Below are 21,531 nucleotides of genomic sequence, written 5' to 3'. Positions count from 1 at the left end.
GGAACGGCGGCCGTACCCTGGACGCATGAGCGACGTCCCCCGCCACCACAAGCCGGTGAAGTTCTCCCCCGAGCAGTTCGACGCCCACGAGGGCGGCCCGGACCCGGCCCGCGTCTCGGAGGCGGCGCACCTCGCCGCCCACGCCCTGGTCTCCCGGGGGCGGGCCAGCGACGACCCGGAGATCAGCCGCCGGCTCATCGAGCTCACCGACGAGCAGGGCCTGGAGGGCATCGCCGAGATGTGGGCGGAGGCCCCGGCGGTCTCGCTCCCCGGGGCGCTGTGGCGGCTCTACGCGCTGCGCGCCGGGGTGCGGAAGGACCCCGTGCGGATGGGCCGGTACTTCGCCGCGGGCCGGGGCACCGCACAGGTCTCCCACGTGGTCGCCGGCGTGGCGGAGCCTCCCGGGGCCGAGGAGATCACCACGATGGCGGACGCCATCCTCTCCGGGGCGTTCAACGGCGAGTTCGACGTCGCCCTCGACCGGTTCGCGGCCTTCTGCCGCGTGATCGCCCTGGGCCGGATCCGGCTGGCCGACACGGGCCGGCTGCCGGTCGTGGACGAGCACACGCCCCGGGGACCGGGCACCGTGGCCCTGACCCAGCGCCTCGAACGCACCGCGGAGGAGCTGGAGGCCTCGGCCAACGCCTGGCGCCGGGGGCACCTGGACTGAGAGCCGGGCCACCGCCGGCCGTGCGGGAGGCCACAGCCGCCGGGCTTGGCCTGCGCGGCACGTGGACTACCATGGACTGCAGGTGCCGGGCCGCGGCAGCCCCGGGCTCCATCTCATAGCCGCCACGAGCGGCCTTCCGCCGAGAGGCGCTCCCGGTCCGGCACCGCCCCCTTCCTCCTCCTCCGCCGCCGTCCGCGGGTCCGCGGGGCGTTCAACTGTGCCGTGTACAGTGAAGCCCGCCGTGCTCCGCGGCGCCGGCCCCGACGTCCAGGATGGTCACCAGATGGCGCTTCGCATCTTCCCGGAGGACGAGCTGGTCCTGGACCTGCTGGCCGACATGTCGGGACAGGTGACGGAGTCCGTCCGCCTCCTCTCGGAGCTGATCGGGTCCCCGGAGGTGGACGTCGCGACCCTCGACGCGATCCGGGAGTGCGAGGCCCGCTCCACCGACCTCTACTTCTCCGTGATGACCACGGTGCGCTCCACGTTCGTGATCCCCGTCCCCCGGCAGGACGTCTACGTGCTGGGGCACTGGCTCAACAAGGCCGCCGAGGAGCTCCTGGCCGTGGCCGAGGCGCACGTCGCCCACGGCCTCACCCGGCCGCCCTCGTACGCCACCGACCAGCTCGGGGTGATCGTGCGCATGTCCGAGCTGACCACCCGCGCCATGCGCGACCTCGCCGGTCTGCAGGGCCTCGACGACTACTGGTACGAGATGCTGCGCCTCGGCAAGCAGGCGGAGCGGATCCACCAGCTGCACATGGCCCATCTCCTGGAGCACCACAAGGCGATCCCGGCCCTGCGCCGGCAGCAGGCCGTCCAGCGCTTCGTGGAGGCGGCCCGGGCGCTGGTGCGCGTGTCCACCGAGGTGGGCCGCATCGTCGTGGCGGAGTCCTGAGCCGCGGTGCTGGTGCTGCTCACGGTCCTGGGCCTGCTCCTGGCCGCCGTCCACGTGGTGGTCAACGGTTTCCACGACGCCCCCAACGCCCTCGCGCTGCCGGTCCGCTCCCGGGCGCTGACCCCGAAGGTGGGGCTGGTGCTGAGCGCCCTGGTGAACGCGGCCGGGGTGTTCACGGCCGGCTGGCTGCTGACCGAGTGGATCATCCCGGCCACCCCCGTGCCGCTGAACGCGGTGGGCTCGGCGGCCCTGGTGTGCGCCCTGGCGAGCACGATCGCCTGGAACGTCTTCACCTGGTGGCTGGGCATGCCGTCCTCCTCGACCACCGCGCTGCTGGGCGGGCTGCTCGGGGCGCTGCTGGGGGCCCGCGCCGTGGACCTGACCGAGCAGGATCCCCTGACCGCGGCCGCGCTCTCCCAGCTCGCCGTCCCGCTCCTGGTGGCCCCCCTGCTGGCCTACGGGCTGGCCTGGGCGCTGGTGGTCCCGCTGCTGCACCTGCTGCGCCACTCCGAGCCCTCGACCACCACCTTCCGCTCCCAGGTGGCCCAGGCCACCGGTGCCGCGGCCATCGCCTTCGGCCACGGCCTCACCCACGGGCGGCGGGCCGTGTGGGTGTTCACCACGCTGCTGCTGTGCGCGGGCCTGCCCGTCTCGGTCCGGACCCCCGAGCCGTGGATCCTGGTCGTCGTCGCGGCGGGGCTGGCCGTGGGGACCCTGTTCGGGGCCTGGCGGATCGCCTACACGCTCTCCTCCCGGATGATCACGATCGACCCCTTCCGCGGCGCCGTGGCCCAGGGCGTGGCGGGATCCCTGCTGTTCCTGGGCGGAACGCTCATCCCGGTGTCGATGTCGACCTCCCAGACGACCGCCGCGGCGATCCTCGGGGCCGGGCGTCAGCAGCGCTTCCACACGGTCAACGTCCGCGTGGTGCGGCGGGTGATCCTCGTCTGGGTCGTGACCGTCCCGGTCTGCGGGTTCGTCTCGGCGACGCTGCTGCTGGCGCTCTCGCCCCTGCTGTAGCGCTCCCGCGCGCGGCCGTGCCGGCGCCCACGCCCGCCGGCACGCACGACGACGGGCGCCTCCCCCCGGTGGGGGCGGCGCCCGTCGTCGTCGGCGCGGCGGCTCAGCCGAAGCGGCCGGAGACGTAGTCCTCGGTCTGCTGCTGCCTCGGGTTCGAGAAGATCTCCGAGGTGGGGCCGTACTCGATGAGCTTGCCGGGCTTGCCCGTGCCCTGGATGTTGAAGAACGCCGTCCGGTCCGAGATGCGGGAGGCCTGCTGCATGTTGTGGGTCACGATCACCACGGTGTAGTCCTGCTTGAGCTCGTTGATCAGGTCCTCGATGGCCAGGGTGGAGATCGGGTCCAGCGCCGACGCGGGCTCGTCCATGAGGATCACCTCCGGCTTCACCGCGATCGCCCGGGCGATGCACAGACGCTGCTGCTGGCCGCCGGAGAGGCTGGATCCCGGCCTGTCCAGGCGGTCCTTGACCTCGTTCCACAGGTTCGCGCCCTGCAGGGAGCTCTCCACCAGGGCGTCGGCGTCCCCGCGGGAGATGCGCTTGCTGTTCAGCTTCACGCCCGCGAGCACGTTGTCCCGGATGGACATGGTGGGGAACGGGTTCGGGCGCTGGAAGACCATGCCGATCATGGAGCGCACCACGACCGGGTCCACGCCGGGGCCGTAGAGGTCGTCGCCGTCGAGGAGCACCTGGCCCTCGGCGCGGGCACCGGGGATCACCTCGTGCATGCGGTTGAGGGTGCGCAGGAAGGTCGACTTGCCGCAGCCGGACGGACCGATGAACGCGGTCACCGAGCGGGCGTCGATCCCCATGCTCACGTCCTCCACGGCCAGGAAGTCGCCGTAGTAGACGTTCAGGTGGTCGACGTCGATTCGCTTGGACATGGTGTGTTCCTTGCTCTTTTCTTCGCAGAGGTGTGTGCGGAGGTGCGGGTGCGTGCGGGAGCCCGGCTCAGCGGCCGGCGGTCTTGGGCGCGAACGCCCGGGCGACGAGACGGGCCACGAGGTTGAGCAGCATCACGATCAGGATCAGGATCAGCGCCGCCGCCCACGCCCGCTGCTGCGAGGGGTCCGGGCTCGTGGGGGACGTCGGGGTCATGATCTGGTAGTAGATGAACGTGGGCAGGGTGGTCATCCAGCCCGAGAAGGCGTTCCAGTTGATCGCCGTGGCGAAGCCGGCGGTCACCAGCAGGGGTGCCGTCTCGCCGATCACGCGGGCGATCGCCAGCGTCACCCCGGAGGCGATGCCGGAGATCGCGGTGGGGATGACGACCTTCAGGATGGTCCGCCACTTGCGCACGCCCAGGGCGTAGGCCGCCTCGCGCAGCTCGTTGGGGACGATCTTCAGCATCTCCTCGGTGTTCTTCACCACCGTGGGGATCATGAGCACGGTCAGGGCCACCGCCGCGACGAAGCCGAAGCGGGTGGACGGGCCGAAGAGCAGGCCGAACAGGGCCGCGGCGAACAGGCCCGCCACGATGGAGGGGATGCCGGTCATGACGTCGACGAAGAACGTGATGCCGCGTCCCAGCCACCCGCCCTTCGAGTACTCCACCAGGTAGATGGCCGTCAGCAGCCCGATCGGCACCGACAGCAGGGTGGCCCAGAAGGTGATCGAGACCGTGCCGACGATGGCGTGGTACGCCCCGCCCAGCACCGGGCTCTCACCCGCGGCGGCGGCGTTGTCCGTGGCGCCGGTGACACCGTTCATGGAGGTCAGCAGCAGGTTCGAGGTCAGACCGGGCAGCCCGTTGGCCAGCACCGTCCAGACCACGGAGATCAGCGGGATCACGGCCAGCACGAAGGCCGTGTAGACGAGGTAGGTCACCAGGGAGTCCGCGCCGTTGCGCCGGCCCTCGACCGCCGTCACGGCGATCGGCGCGGCGATCAGGAACACGACGGCGGCCAGGACGGCCCACAGGGCCACGGAGAAGCCGAGCAGCGCCGCGAGGGCCGCGCCCACCACCACGGCGGCCGCACCGATGGCGGGCACCAGCCAGCCGGGCTTCTGGTTGCGGGTGAGCATCGACCGGCGCGGGGAGGACGGGCGCGCGGGAGCGGAGTTGCGGAGGGCTGTGTTGAACATCAGTTGGCTCCCGAGAATTCCTTGTAGCGGGCGACGATGGCGCGGGCGATCATGTTCACGACCAGGGTGATCACGAACAGGATCAGGCCGGCCGCGATGAGCTCGGACAGCCGCAGGCCGTAGGCCTCCGGGAAGTTCAGGGCGATCTCGGCCGCGATGGTCTGGTTGCCGGACTGGATCAGCGACGCGGTGAGCGGGCCGCTGGAGAGCACCAGGGCCACCGCCATGGTCTCCCCGAGGGCCCGGCCCAGCGCGAGCATCACCGCCGAGACGATGCCCGGACGGGCGAACGGGAGCACCGTCATCCGGATCATCTCCCACCGGGTGGCCCCGAGGGCCAGCGCGGCCTCCTCGTGCAGCTTCGGCGTCTGGACGAACAGCTCGCGCGACATCGCCGTGATGATCGGCAGGATCATGATGGCCAGCACCACCCCGGCCGTCAGCATCGTCTTGCCGGTCTGGGAGGGCGGGCCGGCGAAGAAGGGGATGAACCCCAGGCTCCCGGAGAGCCAGGCGTAGAAGGGCACCATCGACGAGGCGAGCACCGTGGTGCCCCAGGCCCCGTAGATCACCGAGGGGATCGCCGCGAGCAGGTCGATGACGTAGCCCACGGGCTTGGCGATCCGCGCCGGCGCGTAGTGGGAGATGTAGAGCGCCACCAGCACCCCGATCGGGGTCGCGATCACCAGGGCGATGACGGCGGCCACCACGGTGCCGATCACCATGGGCCAGATGTAGGACCAGAAGCCGGCGCCGCCGGAGATGTCCTCGGCGGACGCCTGGAAGGTGGGCAGCGCCTGCAGGAACAGGAACAGGGCCACGGCGGCGAGGACCGCGAGGATCAGCACGCCGGCCCCGAGGCTGAGCCCGGAGAAGATCGAGTCGCCGGCCCTGCCGCCGGAGGCGGTCTTCCTGGCGGTGACGGTGGTGGACATGTCGGGTGCCCCTTCGATTGCCTGACACGGGTCGCGCCGGGACGGGGTGGTGCCCCGGCGCCTGGGTCCGGTGACGCTCCTCACGCGGGAGGCGCCTCACACACAAATGTCCCGTTCGGCGCGAGCACGAGCCGCACGGGCCCGGACCCGCGCCGAACGGGACCAGCAGAGCTGGATCAGCCGGCGACCGTGATCTGGTCGATCGCCTCCTGCGCGGAGGTGCGCAGGTTCTCGGACATCGGGGCCGAGCCGGCGGCGTCGGCCGCGGCCTGCTGCCCCTCCTCGCTGATGACGTACGAGCCGAACGCCTTGGCGAGGTCGGCGGTCTCCTGAGAATCGTACTGCGAGCAGTACAGGTGGTAGGACACGAGCACGATCGGGTAGGCGCCGGAGGCGGTGGTGTCGCGCTCGAGGTCCATCGCCATGTCGTACTCGGCCCGGCCCTCGACCGGGGTCGAGGACTCGACGGCGGCGGAGGCGGCCTCGGCGGAGTACGGGACGTACTCCTCGCCCACGCCCACGGCCACGGTGCCGAGGTCCCCGACGGCGGAGGCGTCGGCGTAGGTGATCGCGCCCTCGGTGGCGCCCGTGGACTGGACCACGCCGGCGGTGCCCTTGTTGTTCTCGGCGGCCCACTGGGAGGGCCAGTTGCCGGAGACCTCCTCGGTCCACACCTCGGGGGCGGCCGCGGCCAGGTACTCCTGGAAGTTCTCGGTGGTGCCGGACTCGTCGTTGCGGTGCACCACGGTGATCGGGGTGTCCGGCAGGTCGGCGTCCGGGTTCTGCTCGGCGATCGCCGGGTCGTTCCAGGTGCTGATCTCCCCGGTGAAGACCTGCGCGATGGTCTCGCCGTCCATGTTCACGGTGTCCACACCGGGCAGGTTGAAGGCCACGGCGATCGGGGAGATGTAGGCGGGGACGTGGAAGCCGCCGTCGGGCCCGCAGACCTCCTTGGACGCCTCGTACTCCTCCTCGTCGAGGTAGGCGTCGGTGCCGGCGAAGTCCGCGCCGCCGGCGGTGAAGGCCTCGCGCCCCGCGCCGGAGCCGTCCGGGGAGTACTGGACCTGGGCCTCGGGGTTGGCCTCCTGGAAGCCGTTCTGCCAGGCGGTCATCGCGGCCTGCTGGGAGGACGCGCCGATGCCGGTGAGCGTGCCGGAGACGCCGGCGCCGGCCGCCGAGGACTCGCCGGAGCCCGTTGCTCCGCCCGTGGCGTTGTCCGAACCGCACGCGGTGAGCGCGAGCGTGCCGATGGCCAGGACGGCCGCGGAACGGCCGAGGTGGGATGCCTTCACTGAATGCCCCTCAAATCACAGTCGTGGCCCGTCGCGGGGCCCATGTCCAACGTGGCGCCGGAAGAGCTCCGGGGCCGTGCAAGAGGTGGATCTGCGGTCGTCCCGCGGACCTCTCACCGAGAGACCCTAGGGAGCGCAGGTGGCCAGATTGGCCCGGCAAGGTGAACGGAGGGTGAACACCGGCCCCGGGAGGCCGGAGGAGTAGCGGATCTCACAGCACGGCCGCGGCCCCCGGGCGCGCCCGCCGGACCGGTCCGGGCGCCCCGGCCGCTCCCCTAGGATGGGCCCATGCAGCCAGGCGACCGTGCGCGAGCCGCGGCCCGTGCGGTGCGCAGCCGCACCCGGGTCGGCCTGACGCGGGTCCGCACGGGGCTGCTCCAGAGCTTCCAGATCACGGTCGCGAGCGTCGGGGCCTACGTGATCGCCGAGCGGCTCCTGGGCCACTCCGGACCGATCTTCGCGGCCACCGCGGCCCTCGTGGCCCTGGGCTTCGCCAAGGACGGACTGCGCTACCGGCGTGTGCTCGAGGTCTCGATCGGCTGCACCCTCGGCATCGCCGTGGGGGACACGCTGATCCACGTCCTGGGCGCCGGGGTGTGGCAGGCCGCGGTGGTGCTCATGACCTCGATCCTGCTCGCCCGCTTCCTGGACAACGGCACGCTGTTCACCACGCAGATGGGCCTGCAGTCCGTGCTGGTGGTCCTGCTCCCGCCCTCCCAGGACGGCGTGTTCGCCCGCTCCACCGACGCCATCGTGGGCGGGGTGTGCGCCCTGGCCATGGCCTACTTCGTGCCCACGGACCCGCGGCGGCAGCCGCGCCAGGACCTGCGGGCGCTGGTCGACGAGTTCTCCGGGGTGCTGCGGGAGGCCGGCCGCGCCGTCGAGGACTACGACGCCACCGCCGCCTGGCACGCCCTGGTGCGCTCCCGCCAGACCCAGCCGCTCGTGGACTCGGTGTCCTCCGGGCTGAAGTCCGCCGTGGAGATCGCGACGGCCTCCCCGCTCTACCGCGGCCGCCGCGCGGAGATCGAGACCATCGGGCGCTCCATCCGCTATCTCGACCTCGCCGTGCGCAACGCCCGGGTGCTCACCCGCCGGCTCGCCTCGGTGCTCAACCACGTGACCCTCTCGGACGAGGCCGTGGCCGCCCTGACCGACGCCCTGGACGACCTCGCGGACGCGGTCACCACCCTGGGCAACGCGCTGGCGGTGGCCGCCCCCGGATCCCGGGAGAGCTACCTGCGCCAGGCCCGCAACGAGCTGGCGAACGTGGCCGGGCGGCTGCACCCCCGCGAGATGGGGGTGCGCACCATGGAGGGCGAGACCCTGGTGCTGGACATGCGGCCGATGGTCGTGGACCTGCTCGAGGCGGCCGGCATGACCCACGAGGAGGCCCGCGCCCAGCTCCCCCGGCTGGAGGGCTGGGACCGCGCCTGAGCGCCGCCCCGGCCGGTGCAGCCCGCCCGTCCCGTCACCGCCGGGTCCGGCCCCGGAGCGCCGAGCCCGGGTGTCGACGGCCCCGGCCGGTGCCGGTGCGGGCGGGACCGGTCAGCAGCAGGACGAGGACAGCAGGGGCAGCGGGGCGCGTCCGAGGGACACCGGCTGCGGGGTCGAGCAGCAGGCCCCGGCCGGCTCCTCGGCGGCCTGCGGGGCGCAGCAGCCCTGTTCCGCGGCGCTGTCGTCGGCAGACCGCGGGGCCGGCACATCGCACGAGCCCCCCAGATCGGTGGAGCACACCCCGGTCTCGGGCAGGACCAGCTGCACGTCGTCGGCGGCTTCCCGGTCCCCGGCCAGGGCGGCGGCGACGGAGCGGACCTGCTCGTATCCGGTGGCCATGAGGAAGGTGGGGGCGCGCCCGTAGGACTTCATGCCCACGATGTAGAAGCCGGCCTCGGGGTGGGCCAGCATCCGCTCCCCGTGCGGCGCCACGGACCCGCAGGAGTGGAACTCCGGGTCGATCAGCGGCCCCAGCTGCCGCGGGGCGTCGACGGCCGGGTCCAGGTCCAGGCGCAGCTCGGCGAGCATGGCGAGGTCGGGGCGGAAGCCGGTGGCCGGCACGAGCAGGTCCACGGCCAGCTGCTGCTCTCCGGCGGGGGTGGCGGCCCGGACGGTCAGCCCGTCGTCGTGCGTGCTGAAACCGGTGATGGTGCAGGAGGTGTGCACCTCGATCACCCCGGACTCCACCAGGTGGCGCAGCCGGGTGCCCAGGGCCCCGCGGGCGGCCAGCTCGTCGCGGTCCTCCCCGCCGTAGACCCGGGTCACGTCGGCGGAGCGCACCGCCCAGGAGAGCCGGGTGCCCGGTTCCTGCTCGGCGAGGGCGCCGAGCTCGAGCAGGGTGTTGGCCGCGGAGTGCCCGGCCCCCACGACGAGCACGTGGCGGCCGGCGAAGCGGTCCCGGTCCCGGCCGGTGACGTCGGGCAGCGGGGCGGTGACGCGCCGGGCGGCCACGGCCTCGGCCTCGCCGGGGGCGGGCAGCCCGGCCCGGCCCAGCGGGTTGGGCGTCGGCCAGGTGCCGGAGGCGTCGATCACCGCGGACGCCCGGACGTCCGTGCACGTGCCGTCGGCGTGCTGGACGCGGACCAGGAACGGGGTCCGGGACCGGTTCGCGGTGCGGGTCTTGTCCATCCCCGCCCGGGAGACGGCGACCACGCGCGCCCCGGTGCGGATCCGTCCCACCAGGACGGCCGCGAGGGGCTCCAGGTACTGCTCCACCAGCTCGGCGCCGGTGGGCAGCGCTTCGGGGTCCGGGGCGGTCCAGCCGCTGCCGGACAGCAGGCGGGCGGCGGCGGCGTCGACGTCGTAGCGCCACGGGGAGAACAGCCGGGTGTGGCCCCAGTCGCGGATCGCCGCCCCCACCCGGTCGCCGGCCTCCAGCACCAGCGGGGTGAGGCCGCGCTCGGTCAGGTGGGCGGCGGCGGCCAGGCCCACGGGCCCGGCGCCGATCACGACCACCGGCAGCTGCGGAATGTCAGAGGTGCTGTCAGGCATGGGTGGTCTCCTCGACGAGAGCGGTGGCGATGCTGTCGGCGTCCTCCAGGGCGGCGAGGTAGCGTTCGGCGTCCAGGGCGGCTGCGCACCCGGTGCCGGCGGCGGTGATGGCCTGGCGGTAGCGGTGGTCCACCGCGTCCCCGCAGGCGAAGACCCCGGACAGACTCGTGACCGTGGTGGGCGAGTCGACGACGATGTATCCCTCACCGTCCAGCTCCAGCTGGTCCTGCACGAGCTCGGTGCGCGGGCTGTGCCCGATGGCCACGAACACCCCGGTGGCCGCCAGTTCGCGGGTGGCCCCGGTGGCGGTGTCGGTCAGGGTCACCCCGGTAACCCTGTCGTCACCGTGGATGGTGCTGACCGCGCTGTTCCAGGCGAAGCGGATCTTCTCGTTGTCCGCGGCCCGCTGCGCCATGATCCGCGAGGCGCGCAGGACGCCACGGCGCACGACCACGGTCACCGAGGCGGCGAAGCGGGTGAGGAAGAGGGCCTCCTCCATGGCGGAGTCCCCGCCGCCGACCACCACGACGTGCTGGTCGCGGAAGAAGAACCCGTCGCAGGTCGCGCACCAGGACACCCCGTGGCCACTGAGCTTCTTCTCCTCGGGCAGGCCGAGTTCCTTGTAGGCGGAGCCGGTGGCCACGATCACCGCCGGGGCCCGGTAGGTCTTGCCCTCCAGGGTGGTGACCTCCTTGAGGTGGCCCTTCAGCCGGACGGTGGCGGCGTCGTCGTCGTCGATGACCGCCCCGAAGCGCTCGGCCTGCTCGCTCAGCCCGGCCATGAGCTCCGGGCCCTGGATCCCGCCGGGGAAGCCGGGGAAGTTCTCCACCTCGGTGGTGTTCATCAGCGCACCCCCGCGGGTGACGGACCCGGCGATCACCCGCGGGGCCAGTCCGGCGCGGGCGGCGTAGATCGCGGCGGTGTAGCCGGCCGGGCCGGAGCCGATGATGATCAGTGCGTCCGTCGCAGCAACGGTGGCGGTGCCGGTGGTGGTGTCCGGACTCATGACGGTCCCGCGCTCACTTCTCGTTCTCGGTGGGCAGCAGCTCGGAGATCAGCTGCTGGATGCGGGTCTTGATCTCGTCGCGGATGGGGCGCACGGCCTCCATGCCCTTGCCGGCCGGGTCCTCCAGCTCCCAGTCCTCGTAGCGCTTGCCCGGGTAGAACGGGCAGGCGTCCCCGCAGCCCATGGTGATCACCACGTCCGAGTCCTGCACCGCCTCGTCGGTGAGGACCTTCGGGGTCTGCGCGCTCATGTCGATGCCCTCCTCGGCCATGGCCGCCACGGCGGCCGGGTTCACCGCGTCGGCCGGGGCGGAGCCGGCCGACCGGACCTCGATCCGCCCGCCGGAGAGGTGGGCCAGGTAGGCGGCGGCCATCTGGGACCGCCCGGCGTTGTGCACGCAGACGAACAGGACGGAGGGCTTGTCCGTGGTCTCGGCGGAGGTCGTCGCGGTGGTCTCAGCAGTCATGGGGATCGTCCGTTCTGTCGGAGGAGGAAGGAGGCGAGGGGATGGTTCAGGCGGGCGTGCCGTCGGTGAGCTCGGTGAGCAGCTGCTGCACCCGGGTGTCGATGTCGTCGCGGACCAGGCGCATCCGCTCCGTCCCCTCGATGCCGCGGGTGGAGGGCTCGTCGGTGTGCCAGGTCTCGATGCTCCCGTGCATGCCCTCGAGCGGCTCGACCTTCGCCTCGTCCCCCAGGACCACGACCCGGTCCGCGGACCGCAGCAGGTCGGGGTCGATGGGCTTCGGGTGGCCGTGGGACATGTCGGCGCCCACCTCGGCGACGACCTCGGCGGAGAGGGCGTTGATCCTGCTCCCCGGCGTGGTGCCGGCGGAGTGGACCTCCACGGCCCCTGCGGCGTGGTGGGCCATGAGGGCGGCGGCCATCTGGGACTTGCCGCCGTTCTTGGCGCAGACGAACAGAACGGAGGGCTTGGTGGTCTCGGTGCTCATCGGATACTCCTCGGACGTCACAGGGTCAGCGGGTGGGGACGGTGCGGTCACCGGGGAAGAGCTTCCGCCCGGCCCACAGGGAGACGTACACCAGGGCGACGAGCACGGGCACCTCGATGAGCGGGCCGACCACTCCGGCCAGTGCCTGCCCGGAGGTGACCCCGAAGGTGCCGATGGCCACGGCGATGGCGAGCTCGAAGTTGTTGCCGGCCGCGGTGAAGGCCACGGTGGTGGACTTCGCGTAGTCCAGCCCCAGGGCACGGGAGGCGAGCAGGCCGATGCCGAACATCAGGAAGAAGTAGACCAGCAGCGGCCACGCGATCCGCACCACGTCCCAGGGGTTGGAGGTGATCGCGTCGCCCTGCAGGGCGAACAGCAGCACGATGGTGAACAGCAGGCCGTACAGGGCCCAGGGCCCCAGCTTCGGCAGGAACGTGCCCTCGTACCAGTCGCGGCCCCTGGCCTTCTCGCCCAGGGTGCGGGTGAGGAACCCGGCCACCAGGGGGATGCCCAGGAACACCAGCACGGAGACGACGATGGACCACACGGAGAACTCCGCCGAGGTGGTGGGCAGGCCCAGCCAGGAGGGCAGGACCTGGAGGTAGAACCAGCCCAGTGCGCCGAAGGCGATGACCTGGAAGACGGAGTTGATCGCCACCAGCACCGCCGCGGCCTCCCGGTCCCCGCAGGCCAGGTCGTTCCAGATCAGCACCATCGCGATGCACCGGGCCAGCCCCACGATGATCAGCCCGGTGCGGTACTCCGGCAGGTCGGGCAGGAAGATCCAGGCCAGGGCGAACATCAGCGCCGGCCCGACGATCCAGTTCAGCACCAAGGAGGCGCCCATCAGGCGGCGGTCGCCGGCCACGCGGCGGGTCTCGTCGTAGCGGACCTTGGCGAGCACCGGGTACATCATCACCAGCAGCCCGACCGCGATCGGCAGGGACACCTCGCCGATCCGCACGGCCTCGAGGGCGGTGTCCAGGCCCGGGACGAACCGGCCGAGCAGCAGGCCGGCGAGCATGGCGGCGACGATCCAGGCCGGCAGCCAGCGGTCGAGGAAGGACAGGTCCTTCATCACCCCCTGGGAGGTGGCGGAGGCGGTGGCGGTGGTGCTCATGGGCGGCTCGGTCCTTCGTATCGACGACGATCTATCGGAAACCCTAAGGGTCATATCGACACACGTCAATGTAGGATGGGGGGATGACTCTCGCACCGGACCTCCAGGCCGCCGCCGATCAGTGCGCCCCCCGCACGACGGGCGCGGAGTGCTGCTCGCTCTCGGGCGGGCCCATGACCGCCGACGACGCCCAGCGGATCGCCGGCCGGCTCAAGGCCCTGTCCGACCCCACCCGCCTGCGGCTGCTCTCGCACGTGGCGGCCCAGGGCTGCGGTGCGGTCTGCGTGTGCGACCTGACCGCGGTGGTGGACATCAGCCAGCCCACGGTGAGCCACCACATGAAGAGGCTCGTCGACGCCGGGCTGGTCACCCGGGAGCAGCGCGGCAAGTGGGCCCACTACTCCGTGGTGCCCGAGGCCTTCGCCGAGCTCCGCTCCTTCCTCGACCTGGGCTGAACCGGCGCTCCGGCCGTCGGCGGAGAACCTCCGCCGACGGCCGTGCGCCGGGGCCGCCCGCTGGACGTCCGCTCAGGCCGCGCGCCAGGGGCCGAGCCCCAGGGGCCGCCCGCTGAGGTCTCTCGCTGGGGCCGTCCGCTGAGGCCTCCCGCTGGGGCCGTCCGCTTAGGCCGTCCCCCGCGGCCGATAGCCTGGACGCCATGAGCACCCGCACCCGCCGCAACTCCCCCGCCTACCGCTGCACCGAGTGCGGCTGGAGCACGGCCAAGTGGGTGGGCCGGTGCGGGGAGTGCCAGGCGTGGGGCACGGTCGAGGAGATCGGCGAGCACAGGGCCCGCACCACGGCGGCACGCTCCATCGCCGAGCCCGCCCGGCCCATCGCCCAGGTCGACGCCACCGTGGCGACCTCCGCGCCCACCGGCGTGCCGGAGCTGGACCGGGTCCTCGGCGGCGGCCTCGTGCCCGGGGCGGTCGTCCTGATGGCCGGGGAGCCGGGGGTCGGGAAGTCGACGCTGCTGCTCGACGTCGCCGCCCGCTTCGCGGAGGGCGCCGGCGCGGGGACCCGCGACGTCCTCTACGTCACCGGCGAGGAGTCCGCCGCGCAGGTGAAGCTGCGCGCGGACCGGATCGGCGCCGTCGCCCCCACCCTCTACCTGACCGCGGAGACCGATCTCGCCACGGCCCTGGGCCACATCGAGACGATCTCGCCCCGCCTGCTCGTGGTCGACTCCGTCCAGACGCTGGCCAGCGCCGAGGTCGAGGGGTCAGCCGGCGGGGTCACGCAGGTGCGCGAGGTCGCCGCCTCCCTCATCGCCGCGGCCAAGAAGCGGAACATGACCACCCTGCTCGTCGGCCACGTGACCAAGGACGGCTCCATCGCCGGGCCGCGGCTGCTGGAGCACCTCGTGGACGTGGTGTGCCAGTTCGAGGGCGAGAAGCACTCCCGGATCCGGCTGCTGCGGGCGGTGAAGAACCGCTACGGGCCCACCGACGAGGTCGGCTGCTTCGACCTCACCGAGACCGGGATCACGAGCGTCGAGGACCCCTCGGGCCTGTTCGTCTCCCGCACGGCCATGCCGGTCTCCGGGACGTGCCTGACCGTCACGCTCGAGGGCCGCCGGCCCCTCCTCGCCGAGGTGCAGGCGCTGCTGGACCGCTCCGCCACCGCGCAGCCCCGGCGTGCCACGGCCGGCCTGGACTCCTCCCGGGTGGCGATGCTGCTCGCCGTCCTGCAGCGCCGGGCGGGGGTGAACCTGGCCGGGCTGGACTGCTACGTCTCCACGGTCGGCGGGGTCAAGCTCACCGAGCCCTCCACCGATCTCGCCGTGGCCATGGCCCTGGCCTCCGCCGCGCAGGACCGGCCCCTCCCCCAGCGGCTCGTGTGCTTCGGGGAGGTCGGGCTGGCCGGTGAGGTGCGGCCCGTCCCGGGCATCGGCCGCCGCATCCAGGAGGTCGCCCGGCTGGGCTTCACCCACGCGGTGGTGCCGGCCAGCTCGACCGGACCGGGCGCGGTCCCGGCCGGCTTCACCGTGCGGGAGGTGACCACGATCACCGAGGCCATGGAGCTGCTCTTCCCCCGGTCGGGCGCCGGTTCCGGGCAGAAGCGGCAGACCGCCGCGGCCGTATGATGTGACCGTGGCGAAGACCCCTGAGAACGCACTGCGCAAGACGCTGGCCCGCATCGCACCGGGCACCGAGCTGCGCACCGGTCTCGAACGGATCCTGCGCGGCCGCACCGGTGGCCTGCTGGTGCTGGGCTTCGACCGGTCCGTGGAGGCGATCTGCTCCGGGGGCTTCGACATCAACACCGACTTCTCCGCGCCCAAGCTGCGGGAACTGGCCAAGATGGACGGCGCCATCGTCTGCGACCGGGACGCCACCCGCATCCTCAAGGCCGGGGTGCAGCTCGTGCCGGACGCCTCGATCGACACCAGCGAGTCCGGCACCCGGCACCGGTCGGCGGAGCGCACCGCCAAGGAGACCGGGGTCCCGGTGATCTCGGTGAGCCAGTCGATGAGCGTCATCACCATCTACGTGGGCGAGACCCGCTACGCGATCGAGGGCTCCCAGTCGATCATGGCCCGCGCCAACCAGGCGCTGCAGACGCTGGAGCACTACAGCAACCGCATGGAGCAGGTCCTCGGCAACCTCTCCTCGCTGGAGATCGAGGCCTCCGTGACCGTGCGGGACGTGGCGCTGACCCTGCAGCGCATGGAGATGGTGCGGCGGATCTCCTCCGAGATCGGCTGGTACGTCCTCGAGCTGGGCGTGGACGGCCGGCTCATCGCCCTGCAGCTCGAGGAGCTGACCGCGGGCACGGGCCCGGGGCCCGACGTCGTGCTGCGGGACTACCTGCCCGACGACACTCCCGCGGAGGGCATCGACCGGGGGCTGGAGTGCCTCGCGGAGCTCACCCCCGCGGAGCTCATCGACCTCCAGCGGATCGCGGTGTCGGTGGGGCTGATCGAGCCGCAGGGCAGCCTCGAGACGGACCTGCACCCGCACGGCTACCGGCTGCTGGAGGGCATCAAGTCCATGCCGCGGGCGGTGGCCAACCGCCTGGTGCGCCAGTTCGACGGGCTGCAGTCCCTGATGGCCGCCAACCTCGAGGACCTCAAGGCGGTGGAGGGCATCGGCGAGCAGCGGGCCCGCACGGTCCGCGAGTCGCTCTCGCGGATGGCCGAGACCAGCCTGCTCGAACGCTTCATGTGAGCAGGGTGCGGCCCGCTCACTCCAGGACGAACGCCGCGGGCTCGCTCCTGCGCTCCCCCAGGGAGACCGCCAGGCGGTAGTACCCGGGCTGGGCCTCACCGCCCGCCTCCGCGCAGCCCTCGGCGGTGCGCTGGAGGTTCCACGTCAGCCGGGCGCTCTCCTCCTGCCCCGGTTCGAGGGTGCGCTCGGCGTCCTCGGAGCCGGCCTGGCAGTGCCGGCTGTCGAAGACGGTGTCGGCGCCCGAGCTCACCTCGTAGACCATCTGCGAGGTGCCGGCGTTGACCGTGCAGGGGTCGTCGCCCGTGTTCTCCAGGGTGAGCACCAGCACGGGCTCCTCGCCCTCGGGGTAGCTCTCCCGGTCCGTGGACGCCCGCACGGCCAGGTCGGCCCCGCACTCCTCGACCGGTCCCTCCGTGGCGCTCGCCGACGCGGAGGCGGAGGGGCTCTCGTCGGGCCGCGGCGTGAAGTCGGCGAAGGGCTCCTGGGAGACCGTGGGGGCGGCGGTGGTCGCCGCCGGGGCGGGGGCGGCCTCCGGCTCGCCGGGGCCGAGCATGGCCACGACCGCCGAGCCCATCCCCACGGCCACGAGCAGCAGCAGCACGCCCGCCGCGACCGCGGCGACGATCCGCCGGCGCCGGTAGACCGCGGGGCTCACCCGTCGCGGGTCGGAGGTGCGGGGAGCCCGTCCGTCGTCGTCGTGACCGTTTCCCGACCGTCCGTGGGGGGTGCTCCCGGAGCCCTTCTGCGCCATGCCACCAAGGCTACAGTGGGTGCGATGAGCTCCGTTCCCGCCCCCGCCCCCGCCGTGGACCCCGGCCTGCCGGACCTGCACCGCGCCGTGACCGGCTGGTACGACGTCGCCGCCCGGGACCTTCCGTGGCGGGACCCGGACTGCTCCCCGTGGGGCGTCATGGTCAGCGAGTTCATGCTCCAGCAGACGCCCGTGGTGCGCGTGCTGCCGGTGTGGCGGGCCTGGCTGCAGCGCTGGCCGCACCCGGCCGACCTCGCGGCAGCGAGCACCGGCGATGCGGTGCGCGCCTGGGGCCGGCTGGGCTATCCGCGGCGGGCCCTGCGCCTGCACGCGGCCGCGGTGGAGATCACCGAGCGCCACGGCGGGCGCGTCCCGGCCGGGCACGACGAGCTGCTGGCCCTGCCCGGCGTGGGCGCCTACACCGCCGCCGCGATCGCGGTGTTCGCCTTCGGGGACCGGCAGGTCGTGGTGGACACGAACATCCGCCGCGTGCAGGCCCGCGTGGTCTCGGGACGGGCGCTGCCGTCCCGCTCCCTGACGGCCGCGGAGACCCGGCTCGCCGAGCGGCTGATGCCGGAGGACGACGCCCTCGCCGTGCGCTGGAACCAGGCGGTGATGGAGCTCGGCGCGGTGGTCTGCACCGCCCGCTCGCCGCGCTGCGAGCAGTGCCCCGTCCGGCACGCGTGCGCGTGGGTCGCCGCGGGCCGCCCCGAGCCGGCGGAGGCCCCCCGGGGGCAGAGCTGGCACGGCACGGACCGCCAGGTCCGCGGCGCCGTGCTGGCCGTGCTGCGGGCCGGGCGCGACCCCGTGCCGGAGCCGCACCTGACCGGCCCGGTCGACGTCGCGACCGGCACCGGGCTGGCCCCGGAGCCCCTGCGCGCCCTGGACGCCCTGCACGGCCTCGACGCCCCGCAGGAGCAGCGCCGGCGCGCCCTGGACGGGCTGATCCAGGACGGTCTGGCGGTGCGCGGCCCCGCGGGGATCAGCCTTCCGGGCTGAGCTCGAGGATCATCCGGGTGTTGCCGAGCGTGTTCGGCTTCACCCGGGCCAGGTCGAGGTACTCGGCCACGCCCTCGTCGTGGGAGCGCATCAGTTCGGCGAAGACGTCCGGGTCCAGCTGCTGCTGGTTGGGCATCACCTCGAAGCCGTACCGGCGGAAGAAGTCCACCTCGAAGGTCAGGCAGAACACCCGGGAGACCCCCACCGCCCGGGCCCGCTCGATGAGCCCCGCCAGCAGGGCGCGCCCCACGCCGCGCCCGCGCCAGGCGTCGGAGGTGGCCAGGGTCCGGACCTCGCCGAGGTCCTCCCACATCACGTGCAGGGCCCCGCAGCCGACGAGGCGCCCCGGGGCGTCGTCGGCTCTCTCGGCGACGAGGAACTCCTGGATGCCCTCGTAGTAGGCGACCGTGTCCTTGTTGATCAGCACCCCGGCCCGCGCCAGCGGGGCCACCAGCTCCTTGATCGCGGGGACGTCGGAGGTGCGGGCGGGTCGCAGGCGCAGTTCGGTCACGCGGCAAGTGTACGCTCGCTAACTCCGCAGGCCGCCGGGCATGTCGTCCCGCGACCGCCCGCACTTCGGGGGACGCGGAAGGGCCCGCCGCGCGGGTGCGCAGCGGGCCCTTCCGTCCGGCGGGAGGGGCTCAGCCCTCGGCGCCGCGCTCCCCGTCCCCGCGGACGACCTCGACGTCCTCGAAGCCGCCCATCGGGTCGACCATGCCGTCGCCGGTCAGGTCGTACATCGGGGTGGAGGAGAAGGTGAGGACCTCCTGGTCGCCCTCGCCCTCGGTGCCCACCGTGATCTTCTCCCCGGAGCTGATCTCCCCGAAGAGGATCTTCTCCGAGAGCCGGTCCTCGATCTCCCGCTGCATGGTGCGGCGCAGCGGCCGGGCGCCCATCGCCGGGTCGTAGCCGCGGCGGCTGACCCACACCTTGGCGGCGTCGGTGAGCTCGATCGACATGCCCTGGTCCCGCAGCCGCTCCTGCAGCCGGGCCACGAAGAGGTCCACGATCTGGACGATCTCCGACTCCGTCAGCTGCGGGAAGACGATGATCTCGTCCACGCGGTTGAGGAACTCGGGGCGGAAGTGCTCCTTGAGCTCGTCCTGGACCTTGGCCTGCATCCGCTCGTAGCTGGAGGCGGAGTCCACCCCGGTCTGGAAGCCCACGGGCACGGCCCGCGAGATGTCCTTGGTGCCCAGGTTCGTGGTCATGATGATCACGGTGTTCTTGAAGTCCACCACACGGCCCTGCGAGTCGGTCAGGCGGCCGTCCTCGAGGATCTGCAGCAGGGAGTTGAACAGGTCCTGGTGGGCCTTCTCGACCTCGTCGAAGAGGACCACGGAGAACGGCTTGCGGCGCACCTTCTCGGTCAGCTGGCCGCCCTCCTCGTAGCCCACGTAGCCGGGAGGGGCCCCGAAGAGGCGCGAGACGGTGTGCTTCTCCTGGTACTCGGACATGTCCAGGGTGATGAGGGCGTCCTCGTCCCCGAACAGGAACTCCGCGAGCGCCTTCGCGAGCTCGGTCTTGCCCACCCCGGTGGGGCCGGCGAAGATGAACGAGCCGCCGGGCCGCTTCGGGTCCTTCAGGCCGGCGCGGGTGCGCCGCATCGAGCGGGACAGCGCCTTGATGGCGTCGTCCTGGCCGATGATGCGCTTGTGCAGCTCGTCCTCCATGTGCAGGAGACGGCCCGTCTCCTCCTCGGTGAGCTTGTACACGGGCACCCCGGTGGAGGCGGAGAGGACGTCGGAGATGACCTCGGGGGTCACCTCGGCGAGCTCGTCGCCGCCCTCGCGCCAGGCCCGGTCCTTGTCGTCGCGCTCGGCGATGAGCTTCTGCTCGGTGTCGCGCAGCGAGGCGGCCTTCTCGTAGTCCTGGCCGTCGATGGCGGCCTCCTTGAGCCGCTTCACCTCGGTGATGCGGTCGTCGAGCTCCTTGATCTCCGGCGGAGCGGTCATCCGCTTGATCCGCAGCCGTGCGCCGGCCTCGTCGATCAGGTCGATCGCCTTGTCCGGGAGGAAGCGGTCGGAGATGTAGCGGGCCCCCAGGTGGACGGCGGCCTCGAGGGCCTCGTCCGAGATGGAGACGCGGTGGTGGGCCTCGTACTTGTCGCGCAGTCCCTTGAGGATCTCCACGGCGTGCGCCTCGGAGGGCTCGTCCACCTGGATCGGCTGGAAGCGGCGCTCCAGGGCGGCGTCCTTCTCGATGTGCTTGCGGTACTCGTCGAGGGTGGTCGCGCCGATGGTCTGCAGCTCGCCGCGGGCGAGCATCGGCTTCAGGATCGACGCGGCGTCGATCGCGCCCTCGGCCGCGCCGGCGCCGACGAGCGTGTGGATCTCGTCGATGAACAGGATGATGTCCCCGCGGGTGCGGATCTCCTTGAGCACCTTCTTGAGCCGCTCCTCGAAGTCGCCGCGGTAGCGGGAGCCCGCCACGAGGGAGCCGAGGTCCAGCGTGTAGAGGTGCTTGTCCTTGAGGGTCTCCGGGACGTCGCCGCGCACGATGGCCTGGGCCAGGCCCTCGACCACCGCGGTCTTGCCGACGCCGGGCTCGCCGATCAGCACCGGGTTGTTCTTGGTGCGCCGGGAGAGGATCTGCATCACGCGCTCCATCTCGCGGAAGCGCCCGATGACCGGGTCGAGCTTGCCCTCGCGGGCGGCCGCGGTGAGGTTGCGGCCGAACTGGTCCAGCACCGCCGAACCGGCGGGGGTGCCCTCGGACTGCCCGGCCGAGCGCACGCCGGCGCCCTCCTTCTCGGGGGTCCCCCCGCCCTGGTAGCCGGAGATCAGCTCCAGCACGGTGGAGCGCACCTTCTGCGGCTCCGCGCCGAGCTTGGTCAGCACCTGCGCGGCCACGCCCTCACCGGCGCGGATGATGCCCAGCAGGATGTGCTCGGTGCCGATGTAGTTGTGCCCGAGCTGGAGGGCCTCGCGCAGGGAGAGCTCGAGGACCTTCTTGGCGCGCGGGGTGAAGGGGATGTGCCCGGACGGGGCCTGCTGGCCCGGGCCGATGATGTCCTGGACCTGCTCGCGGGCGCCGGTGAGGGTGATGCCCATCGAGTCGAGCGCCTTGGCGGCCACTCCCTCGCCCTCGTGGATCAGCCCGAGCAGCAGGTGCTCGGTGCCGATGTAGTTGTGGTTGAGCATCCTGGCCTCTTCCTGGGCCAGCACCACGACCCGGCGGGCGCGGTCGGTGAAGCGTTCGAACATGGATACTCCTCAGTCGATGTCTGCAGACGATGCTACGCACCCGGGAGCCCGATCGGGGGGCTGTTCGCCACCGGCGAGACGGGGGGCCGGCACGAGCGCGGCCCGCGCCGCGGAAAAGGCCCGGCCGATATCGGTATTTGCGTCCGCACCGCCGAAAGCGCAGGTCACCGAAGTAATTCCGGGGACCCTGTCCCCGCACCGGCCCACGGCTATTCCGGAGGCTGCACGGGGGCCGTGCGCGGCAATAGCGCCGACCCGCCGCAGAACGGGCCCGGCACCTACAGATTCCGGCCGCACGGAACGCCGCCGGAGAACTGCCGGGGTTATGGCGATGTGATGGCGACGTTATGCCGAGGACGTGACGGAACTCCGCCGGAACACAAAAGGAGGGGCCGGAATACCGGCCCCTCCTGCTGGTGTCCGCGCCGGCGCCGGGTCGTCCTCC

Annotated in this window: 20 protein-coding genes; 8 read left to right on the top strand and 12 right to left on the bottom strand. The window is 72.7% G+C overall.

Annotated elements, in window-relative coordinates; genetic code table 11:
- Positions 1–25: 25 nt before the first annotated feature.
- The 3 genes from AYX06_RS14400 to AYX06_RS14390 all read left to right on the top strand — a co-directional run bounded on the left by AYX06_RS14400 (position 26) and on the right by AYX06_RS14390 (position 2,588).
- A complete protein-coding gene (locus AYX06_RS14400) occupies positions 26–670 on the top strand; it encodes a hypothetical protein (RefSeq protein WP_062736355.1) in 645 nt (214 codons plus the stop codon).
- A 283-nt stretch (positions 671–953) separates the two neighbouring features.
- On the top strand, positions 954–1,568 hold the full coding sequence (locus tag AYX06_RS14395; protein WP_062736354.1) for a DUF47 domain-containing protein: 615 nt from the start codon (positions 954–956) through the stop codon (positions 1,566–1,568).
- A 6-nt stretch (positions 1,569–1,574) separates the two neighbouring features.
- Positions 1,575–2,588 (top strand): inorganic phosphate transporter, encoded by a 1,014-nt coding sequence (locus AYX06_RS14390; RefSeq protein WP_062736353.1) that lies wholly within the window; start codon positions 1,575–1,577, stop codon positions 2,586–2,588.
- Between the two features lie 103 nt (positions 2,589–2,691).
- Here the strand turns inward: AYX06_RS14390 and pstB are convergent, their stop codons facing one another.
- The 4 genes from pstB to pstS all read right to left on the bottom strand — a co-directional run bounded on the left by pstB (position 2,692) and on the right by pstS (position 6,899).
- Positions 2,692–3,471 (bottom strand): phosphate ABC transporter ATP-binding protein PstB, encoded by a 780-nt coding sequence (gene pstB / locus AYX06_RS14385; RefSeq protein WP_062736352.1) that lies wholly within the window; start codon positions 3,469–3,471, stop codon positions 2,692–2,694.
- A 67-nt stretch (positions 3,472–3,538) separates the two neighbouring features.
- Entirely contained in the window at positions 3,539–4,672 is a 1,134-nt protein-coding gene (gene pstA / locus AYX06_RS14380; protein ID WP_062736351.1) for a phosphate ABC transporter permease PstA, read from the bottom strand.
- A complete protein-coding gene (gene pstC, locus AYX06_RS14375; RefSeq protein ID WP_062736350.1) occupies positions 4,672–5,607 on the bottom strand; it encodes a phosphate ABC transporter permease subunit PstC in 936 nt (311 codons plus the stop codon). Before pstC ends, pstA begins: the two co-directional genes overlap by 1 nt.
- Positions 5,608–5,783: 176 nt before the next feature.
- Positions 5,784–6,899, bottom strand: coding sequence for a phosphate ABC transporter substrate-binding protein PstS (gene pstS, locus AYX06_RS14370; RefSeq protein ID WP_062736349.1), 1,116 nt, complete (start codon positions 6,897–6,899; stop codon positions 5,784–5,786).
- Positions 6,900–7,187: 288 nt separating this feature from the next.
- On the opposite strand from pstS, the gene AYX06_RS14365 reads away from it, so the two are divergent.
- On the top strand, positions 7,188–8,336 hold the full coding sequence (locus AYX06_RS14365) for an FUSC family protein (RefSeq protein WP_062736348.1): 1,149 nt from the start codon (positions 7,188–7,190) through the stop codon (positions 8,334–8,336).
- Positions 8,337–8,447: 111 nt separating this feature from the next.
- On the opposite strand, the gene AYX06_RS14360 is transcribed toward AYX06_RS14365, so the two are convergent.
- Genes AYX06_RS14360 through arsB form a run of 5 tightly spaced genes read right to left on the bottom strand, consistent with a single transcriptional unit; the run spans position 8,448 to position 12,963 of the window.
- The gene (locus AYX06_RS14360; protein ID WP_062736347.1) at positions 8,448–9,887 is read right to left on the bottom strand and encodes an FAD-dependent oxidoreductase; all 1,440 of its coding nucleotides are present in this window, start codon (positions 9,885–9,887) and stop codon (positions 8,448–8,450) included.
- Positions 9,880–10,893 (bottom strand): thioredoxin-disulfide reductase, encoded by a 1,014-nt coding sequence (trxB, locus tag AYX06_RS14355; protein ID WP_062736346.1) that lies wholly within the window; start codon positions 10,891–10,893, stop codon positions 9,880–9,882. Before trxB ends, AYX06_RS14360 begins: the two co-directional genes overlap by 8 nt.
- A 13-nt stretch (positions 10,894–10,906) precedes the next feature.
- Complete coding sequence (locus tag AYX06_RS14350) at positions 10,907–11,359, bottom strand: arsenate reductase ArsC (RefSeq protein WP_062736345.1); 453 nt, start codon at positions 11,357–11,359, stop codon at positions 10,907–10,909.
- Between the two features lie 46 nt (positions 11,360–11,405).
- Positions 11,406–11,843, bottom strand: a complete 438-nt coding sequence (locus AYX06_RS14345; RefSeq protein ID WP_062736344.1) for an arsenate-mycothiol transferase ArsC — start codon at positions 11,841–11,843, stop codon at positions 11,406–11,408.
- 25 nt (positions 11,844–11,868) lie between these two features.
- Positions 11,869–12,963 (bottom strand): ACR3 family arsenite efflux transporter, encoded by a 1,095-nt coding sequence (arsB, locus tag AYX06_RS14340; protein WP_062736343.1) that lies wholly within the window; start codon positions 12,961–12,963, stop codon positions 11,869–11,871.
- Between the two features lie 83 nt (positions 12,964–13,046).
- Between arsB and AYX06_RS14335 the strand changes: the two genes are divergently transcribed.
- The 3 genes from AYX06_RS14335 (at position 13,047) to disA (ending at position 16,130) form a co-directional block, all read left to right on the top strand.
- Positions 13,047–13,418: an ArsR/SmtB family transcription factor gene (locus AYX06_RS14335; RefSeq protein WP_062736342.1), complete on the top strand. Its 372-nt coding sequence runs from the start codon at positions 13,047–13,049 to the stop codon at positions 13,416–13,418.
- 200 nt (positions 13,419–13,618) lie between these two features.
- Positions 13,619–15,046, top strand: coding sequence for a DNA repair protein RadA (radA, locus tag AYX06_RS14330; RefSeq protein ID WP_062736341.1), 1,428 nt, complete (start codon positions 13,619–13,621; stop codon positions 15,044–15,046).
- A gap of 7 nt (positions 15,047–15,053) precedes the next feature.
- The gene (gene disA, locus AYX06_RS14325) at positions 15,054–16,130 is read left to right on the top strand and encodes a DNA integrity scanning diadenylate cyclase DisA (RefSeq protein ID WP_062737102.1); all 1,077 of its coding nucleotides are present in this window, start codon (positions 15,054–15,056) and stop codon (positions 16,128–16,130) included.
- A 16-nt stretch (positions 16,131–16,146) separates the two neighbouring features.
- Here the strand turns inward: disA and AYX06_RS14320 are convergent, their stop codons facing one another.
- Complete coding sequence (locus AYX06_RS14320) at positions 16,147–16,881, bottom strand: hypothetical protein (protein ID WP_232319320.1); 735 nt, start codon at positions 16,879–16,881, stop codon at positions 16,147–16,149.
- Positions 16,882–16,905: 24 nt separating this feature from the next.
- Between AYX06_RS14320 and AYX06_RS14315 the strand changes: the two genes are divergently transcribed.
- The gene (locus AYX06_RS14315; protein ID WP_062737100.1) at positions 16,906–17,880 is read left to right on the top strand and encodes an HhH-GPD family protein; all 975 of its coding nucleotides are present in this window, start codon (positions 16,906–16,908) and stop codon (positions 17,878–17,880) included.
- On the opposite strand, the gene AYX06_RS14310 is transcribed toward AYX06_RS14315, so the two are convergent.
- Together AYX06_RS14310 and AYX06_RS14305 are read right to left on the bottom strand one after the other, a co-directional pair.
- Entirely contained in the window at positions 17,864–18,391 is a 528-nt protein-coding gene (locus AYX06_RS14310; RefSeq protein ID WP_062736340.1) for an amino-acid N-acetyltransferase, read from the bottom strand. The genes AYX06_RS14315 and AYX06_RS14310 overlap by 17 nt on opposite strands.
- 130 nt (positions 18,392–18,521) lie before the next feature.
- The gene (locus AYX06_RS14305) at positions 18,522–21,086 is read right to left on the bottom strand and encodes an ATP-dependent Clp protease ATP-binding subunit (RefSeq protein WP_062736339.1); all 2,565 of its coding nucleotides are present in this window, start codon (positions 21,084–21,086) and stop codon (positions 18,522–18,524) included.
- Positions 21,087–21,531: the final 445 nt, after the last annotated feature.

The sequence above is a fragment of the Kocuria turfanensis genome, from assembly GCF_001580365.1.
In the GTDB taxonomy this organism is placed as follows: domain Bacteria; phylum Actinomycetota; class Actinomycetes; order Actinomycetales; family Micrococcaceae; genus Kocuria; species Kocuria turfanensis.
The sequence above is the reverse complement of the archived record's forward strand: the minus strand, read 5'-3'. Positions and strand labels throughout refer to the sequence as shown.